This is a genomic window from Halolactibacillus sp. JCM 19043 (assembly GCF_001310395.1).
In the GTDB taxonomy this organism is placed as follows: domain Bacteria; phylum Bacillota; class Bacilli; order Bacillales; family Amphibacillaceae; genus Halolactibacillus; species Halolactibacillus miurensis.
On sequence record NZ_BAXD01000008.1, the window covers coordinates 80,695 to 87,102 of the forward strand.

6 protein-coding genes and 1 pseudogene are annotated in these 6,408 nt (G+C 38.1%); 2 read left to right on the plus strand and 5 right to left on the minus strand.

The annotated features are described in order from the left end of the window. Positions 1 to 2: 2 nt before the first annotated feature. The 5 genes from JCM19043_RS18715 to JCM19043_RS06445 all read right to left on the minus strand — a co-directional run bounded on the left by JCM19043_RS18715 (position 3) and on the right by JCM19043_RS06445 (position 4,762). On the minus strand, positions 3 to 728 hold the full coding sequence (locus JCM19043_RS18715; protein ID WP_369813790.1) for a tRNA sulfurtransferase: 726 nt from the start codon (positions 726 to 728) through the stop codon (positions 3 to 5). Further along, positions 725 to 1,204, minus strand: coding sequence for a THUMP domain-containing protein (locus tag JCM19043_RS18720; RefSeq protein WP_369813791.1), 480 nt, complete (start codon positions 1,202 to 1,204; stop codon positions 725 to 727). Before JCM19043_RS18720 ends, JCM19043_RS18715 begins: the two co-directional genes overlap by 4 nt. Positions 1,205 to 1,209: 5 nt before the next feature. Beyond that, positions 1,210 to 2,349: a cysteine desulfurase family protein gene (locus tag JCM19043_RS06435; protein WP_062321010.1), complete on the minus strand. Its 1,140-nt coding sequence runs from the start codon at positions 2,347 to 2,349 to the stop codon at positions 1,210 to 1,212. A gap of 281 nt (positions 2,350 to 2,630) precedes the next feature. After that, positions 2,631 to 2,984 (minus strand): hypothetical protein, encoded by a 354-nt coding sequence (locus tag JCM19043_RS06440; RefSeq protein ID WP_062321012.1) that lies wholly within the window; start codon positions 2,982 to 2,984, stop codon positions 2,631 to 2,633. A gap of 20 nt (positions 2,985 to 3,004) precedes the next feature. After that, complete coding sequence (locus JCM19043_RS06445; protein ID WP_231631427.1) at positions 3,005 to 4,762, minus strand: septation ring formation regulator EzrA; 1,758 nt, start codon at positions 4,760 to 4,762, stop codon at positions 3,005 to 3,007. A 197-nt stretch (positions 4,763 to 4,959) separates the two neighbouring features. Between JCM19043_RS06445 and JCM19043_RS06450 the strand changes: the two are divergent. Both JCM19043_RS06450 and rpsD read left to right on the plus strand, forming a co-directional pair. Next, positions 4,960 to 5,438, plus strand: a pseudogene (locus JCM19043_RS06450) (GAF domain-containing protein). 246 nt (positions 5,439 to 5,684) lie between these two features. Continuing rightward, positions 5,685 to 6,287, plus strand: coding sequence for a 30S ribosomal protein S4 (gene rpsD / locus JCM19043_RS06455; protein WP_062321015.1), 603 nt, complete (start codon positions 5,685 to 5,687; stop codon positions 6,285 to 6,287). Positions 6,288 to 6,408 lie beyond the last annotated feature (121 nt).

Here is a 6,408-nt window from a genome sequence, read left to right on the forward strand (position 1 = left end):
TGTTAAAATAAATCATCGACTTCAGGTTCTTCGTTATCAAACGGTTTAATCGTGACGACTTCAGTATCATTGATACATGCTTCAATATCTGCCGTTAAATCAAGTAAGCCTTCAAAGTATTCGACTTTATCTTTTTTCGGTTTTGTTTTTGGTGCATTTGGTACAAAAACGGTACAACAGTCATCAAACGGACGAATAGAAATCGGATACGTGCCAATCTCTTCAGCAATTGACATGATCTCACTTTTATCCATCGCAACGAGTGGTCGCATAATCGGATAATTGGTGATTGCATTAATCGCATGCATGCTTTCCATCGTTTGACTGGCAACTTGTCCTAAACTTTCACCTGTCGTGATAGAAAGAATTTCATTTTTCGCGGCGATTTGTTCAGCAATCTTTAACATCATGCGGCGCATCACCGTCATCGAATAACCGTGTGGAATCTCACGGTGTAATTTTTGTTGTAAGGCTGTAAAGGGAACGATATGAACGTTAATCTCCCCACCATAAGTTGTTAATTCTTTCGTTAAGTCTAATACTTTTTGTTTCGCCCCTTCACTCGTATAAGGCGGCGAGAAAAAGTGCACCATTTCAAGTCTTACCCCGCGCTGCATCATTAAGTAACCAGCGACCGGACTATCAAAACCACCGGACAGTAGCAACAATGTTTTTCCGGCTGTACCCACTGGCAATCCTTTACGTCCAGGAATCTTTTCTGATGTCACGTAAGTGGCTCTGGTCTAATATCAACGTGTATTTCCACATCCGGTTGATGGACGTCGACCGTAATCCCATCCGTATTTCTTAATAGATGCCCACCCAACAATTGATTCATTTGCTGCGAATCAATTGGGAACGTCTTGTCTGCTCGTTTCGTTGTGACTTTAAATGTTTTAACATCGGCTGCTTCAGTTAAAGCAAACAGTGCTGCTTCCTTAATCGCTTCTTCTTCGTTATCCACTTTAATCGCTAAACTCATCGTTTGAATCCCAAAGATCCGTTGTAAAATCGGAATGAGTGGTGCCGGATCTATCCCATTTAAATAGATACTTAAACGATCTCTTGTTGTTTTAATTTTGATTTCTGGATAAGCTTTTAAATGATGACGAATATTTTCATGTAGACGATTATAAAAGACTTTACGATTTTTTCCTTTAAGTGATAACTCGCCGTAGCGAATTAATATATGATCATATTGCATAGTTTCTACCCCATAACTTGACTAAGATCTCTTAGTATTTTTTGTAGCGCTCGGTAAAAGAGTTCGATTTCTCCTTCCGAATTCTGATAAGAAAAGCTAATTCTTAAAGCTGACTTTGTACGATTAGCTGGTAAGTTAATCGCTTTTAAAACAGCACTCTCGTCCGGACTTTTAGATGCACAAGCGGACTTTGTTGAGACGAAAATCCGACGTTCTTCTAAAGCGTGTACAATGACTTCTGGTTTATAGCCTGGTACAGAAAAGTTAATAATATGCGGCGCAGCATCTTCCGGTGTATTAATAACCACTTGTTTAAGTGAAGATAAACGAGAAATAAGATGTGCTTTTAATTCATGTAGATGGTTTGGATGATGCATTTGTTGTTCACTCACCATCCGCATCGCTTTGACTAATGACACAATACCGGCAATATTCTCTGTACCTGAGCGCAAATTCCCTTGTTGACCACCACCATGAAAAAGGGGAAATAATTGAACATTTTCTTTCAAATATAATAACCCTGTTCCTTTAAGTCCGTGTATTTTATGACCTGATAGTGACAACATATCGATACGGGCGCGTGTAATATCTAATTCAACTTTCCCGTACCCTTGGACGTGATCGACATGAAAGAAAGTATATTTTTTCGGTGCTAGAAACTCACCAATGGCTTGAACCGGTTGAATTGTCCCGAGTTCATTATTAATATGCATCACCGATACAAGAATTGTATCTTCACGTACCGCTCGTTTGATCGCTTCTAATTTCACAATACCTGATGCATCGACTGGTACATAAGTTACTTCAAAACCAAGCGTCTCAAGCGCTTTAAATGCCTCAAGGACGGATGGGTGTTCAATCGTTGTTGTGACTAAATGTTTGCCATGTTTTTGGTAACGAAGGGCAATGCCCTTAATAGCTAAATTATTTGATTCTGTTCCACCTGATGTGAAAATAATTTCTTGATTACTGACACCGAGCATATTCGCTGCTTGTTCATATGCTTTACGCAACAATTTATCGGCATCGTAGCCAAGTTGATGTTGACTTGATGGATTGCCGTAATAATTTTCAGACACGGTTTGATAACTTTCAATAACCTCTTCATGCGGTTTGGTCGTAGCACTATTATCAAAATAAATCATCAGTGGTTACTACTCAAAATATGGATAGACGCTTCACGAAACACCTATCGAGTAGCCTCTCCTTTCTTCCTTAGAGACTTATAAACCACACCAGTATTTTCTCTAGCGTCGTTATACACTATATAGTTCTTTTTATATTCATACCATTAGACATTCAACATATTCCCTGGTTAAATTCAAGTCATACTCCTGTCTTAATAAGCGCTTAACGCATTCTACGCATTCACTCTCTCATTAAAACAGCCTCAAACGTTGGTAATTGTTTGAGGCATATACGTATGCTATTCACTTATTCCTAGCGCAATTAGAAGTTGATCAACGGACACTGGCTGATCCTTTTCAAAAGAATAAAGGATGTCATTGGTTGGACTACTTGCCTGCTGATAAATATTATCAGCTGTCTCATTCGTTGTCTCTTCATTCGTTACATCATTTGTTGATTCATCGGTAACGGCTTGTTCTATCATCTCAAACCGTTTCATTGAAGCGGCGTATTCAGTATACTCTGGTACAACAAGCGCTTCAACCTCGCGAAAGTTATATGTTGGTGTTTGCTGAGTTACGTAAATCACACCAAACGCTCCCCAAATGGTTAAAGTAAAAATCACCATACTGATGATTGAAAAAACTTTCATCCCAAGTCCCTCCTGCTAAATCAGTAAGGTAACTCTATGCGTTCTTCTAATCGTTGAACCGCACCTGGTGCAACTTCTTCAAGCGCTTGAGCCGATAATTCTAACGCCTCTTCATAATGTTCTTGATAGAAAAGTTGCTCTGCTTCAAGTAACTTAGCTTGAAGCATCGGATATTGACTTCGGTAACGATTCGCATACTGAATTACTCTCTCTGTTAAGTAAGCTTGTTCAATCATAAGTTGAACCTTCTCATTTAATATATCGACATTGGAGTGTAATTCTTTAATTTTTGTAGTCACTTGCCCCATGTTGAGCGGCTGTTCATGCAGTAAACCTTGGATTGTCTCGATAAGCACATGATTATCTGTACACTGCTTTTTAATATAATCAGGAATACCAGGCAGATTACTTTTCTCTAAACGCTTTTCTAGATCAAACAACGCTCGCTTTTTTGTTTCTACTACTTGTTTTGCTTCGAGCTCATCACTGCGGATAGAGCGGACTTGATCTCTAAACTCGACATGTGATTCCTTAAACTTCTTCAAATCACCTTGGTTTAATTCTAATTGTTCTTTTAAACTTAAATACGTCTGATTAACAGAAGCTAAGCTATTGAGTAGTTGGTTATGATCTTTCTCAAGTTGGTGCATCCATTTTTCTAGATTTTCATATAGTTCTAAATCAGACCCTTCCAGTAAATACGTTTGCTGCAATGTTTTCACTTCTTCGTCGGTTAGAACGAAATCTTCACTTGCTGCTTGTACGTCTTCTGTAAACTGATCCATATGATTTTCTAAGTAATGCTTAGCTTTTGCTTCCTTCTCAAGCATGACATAAATCTCTTGAATCCGGTCTTCTGCTGCTTGTAACCAATCATAAACCGCTGGTTCATCCTTTTGTTCAATCTGACTGATATACGTTTTTAACTGTTTCTCCATATCTCTCAGTTCAGTTAATAACACATCGTCATTGATGCGATAGCCCTCTCGCTTCATCTCTTTAATACCATTTTTCAATTCCTGAATTTGTTCAGGTAAATCACGGGTCATCTTTTTATACAGCAGTGGAAACTCATCGATACGAAGACCAATGGTCTCTAGTGATACTTTAATCTTTTCAACATGTTGACGCGCTTCAAAATAATTACCGTCATCACACATCGCATAAAATTCTTCAATCGCTTGCTGTTCTTCGTCTAGTGCTTTTTCAAATCGTATTTCAGCTGAGCCATATAAATGTTGATTTTCTAATAAGACGTGACGCCATTCTTTCAGAATAGGCGTGACTGTCTCAATCGCTTGACGACTTTGCTTCTCTGAATCTAATAAATCTTCTAATTCTTTCAGGATGGTTTTAATCGTCTCTTCATTTTTCGTTAAAATCGATTCCACCGTCGCCAGATTCTTGTTGGCATACTTAATACGGAAACGATCAGCTGCTTCTTCGGCATCGAATAAGTACTCTTCAATGTCAGGTAATTCTCGGGTTAAAATATGATCCCACGTCTCTTTCCAATGTTCAAATTTATCTTGGGTTTCACCTGATAAATTCAATGCCTTCACCCGTTGCAATTCAGCACTGACTTGCCGGTGCATCACATCCATTTTCCATGATTCTAATTGATCGACACGATCATAAATACGTTTTCTTAAAATAAGGCCAATAATAATAATAGTTATGGCGATTAAACCGCTCCAATTATGTAGGAAGTAAAGTCCCCCATATAAATCCTCCTTCAATCCAAGCATGTTGTTTTTTCTTTCTATTATGTATGACATCACACATCGTGTGATTGTTAAAATGTCCTTTTCAATGGTTATTCTTATCATACCATGAACAACCTATATTTGGCTAAAAAAAATCAAATTATTTCAGTTTTCACGATGGTTTTTCATGAATCGACAAATTCGTTGCGAAATCAAGTTAAGCACGATATAATCACACAATAACAAAAGATTAAATAAGGGGGCTTATCATGTTTGAACCGACAGCATACCATGCATCAAAAGAAAAAAATTATCAATTATTAATTAAGCAGTTAGAAGCACTCATCGAAGATGAACCAGATCTCATTGCTAATCTTTCAAATTGTAGCGCGTTACTTAATCAATTCCTCGATGACGTCAATTGGGTAGGTTATTATTTAATGAAAGAAGACGAACTTGTCCTTGGTCCATTTCAAGGGTTACCTGCATGTGTCAGAATTAAAGTAGGGAGCGGCGTCTGCGGAACAGCTGTCTCTCTAAAATCGACCCAACGCATTGAGGATGTCCACGCCTTCCCAGGCACATCGCCTGCGATGCTAATAGTAAATCTGAAATTGTTGTACCGGTGATGAAAGATGATCAAGTGATTGGTGTACTTGATATTGATAGCCCATCACTTGACCGATTTGATGAGATTGATCAACGTTATTTAGAAATCTTCGTTCAAACGCTAGAAAAATACATTTAGAAGCATCATTTTCTTAGATTTCAATTGACAGATGACGTCTTTCGTCATATAATAGACTTTGTGTAAAAAAAGGTAGCCTTTGTGAACCACCGGTTGTCCATTTTATTCCTTGGTCGATGAAGAGCAAGGTGTATCGTGTAACTCTCTGCTGCTGGAGCGATGGTACATGAAAATAAAATGGCAGACGATTTCGGAACACATTATCTTGTTTTATGCAAAATCTAATTATAAAGGAGAGAATGCACTATGGCTCGCTATACAGGTCCTGTATGGAAAAAGTCTCGTCGTCTCGGCATTTCATTAACTGGTACTGGTAAGGAGTTAGATAAACGCCCTTACGCACCTGGACAACATGGTCCAAACCAACGTAAAAAATTATCTGAATACGGTTTACAATTACAAGAGAAGCAAAAGCTTCGTTTCATGTATGGTGTAAACGAGCGTCAATTCGCGACTTTATTTGAAAAGTCAGCAAAAATGCAAGGGGTACACGGTGAAAACTTCATGATTCTTCTTGAATCACGTTTAGATAACCTTGTTTACCGCTTAGGTCTTGCTCGTACGCGTCGTCAAGCACGTCAATTAGTAAACCATGGTCATATCACTGTTGATGGAAGTCGTGTTGACATTCCTTCATACAGCGTAACACCAGGTCAAGTTATCGCAGTTCGTGAAAAATCACAAAAGCTTACAATCATTGCGGATGCACTTGAAGCTAACGCTTTTGTACCTGAGTACGTAACTTTCGATGCTGATAAGCTAGAAGGTACTTATTCACGTCTACCAGAACGTTCTGAATTACCAGCTGAAATTAACGAAGCACTTATCGTAGAATGGTACTCACGTTAATTTTATTCTAAACGAATTAAGTATAAAAAAAGCCTTAGAAACGTTGATAAAACGATGTTTCAAGGCTTTTTTATTGCTTTTGAAAATGTATAAAACGGACTAGTTTTTTGCTAAAAATCAT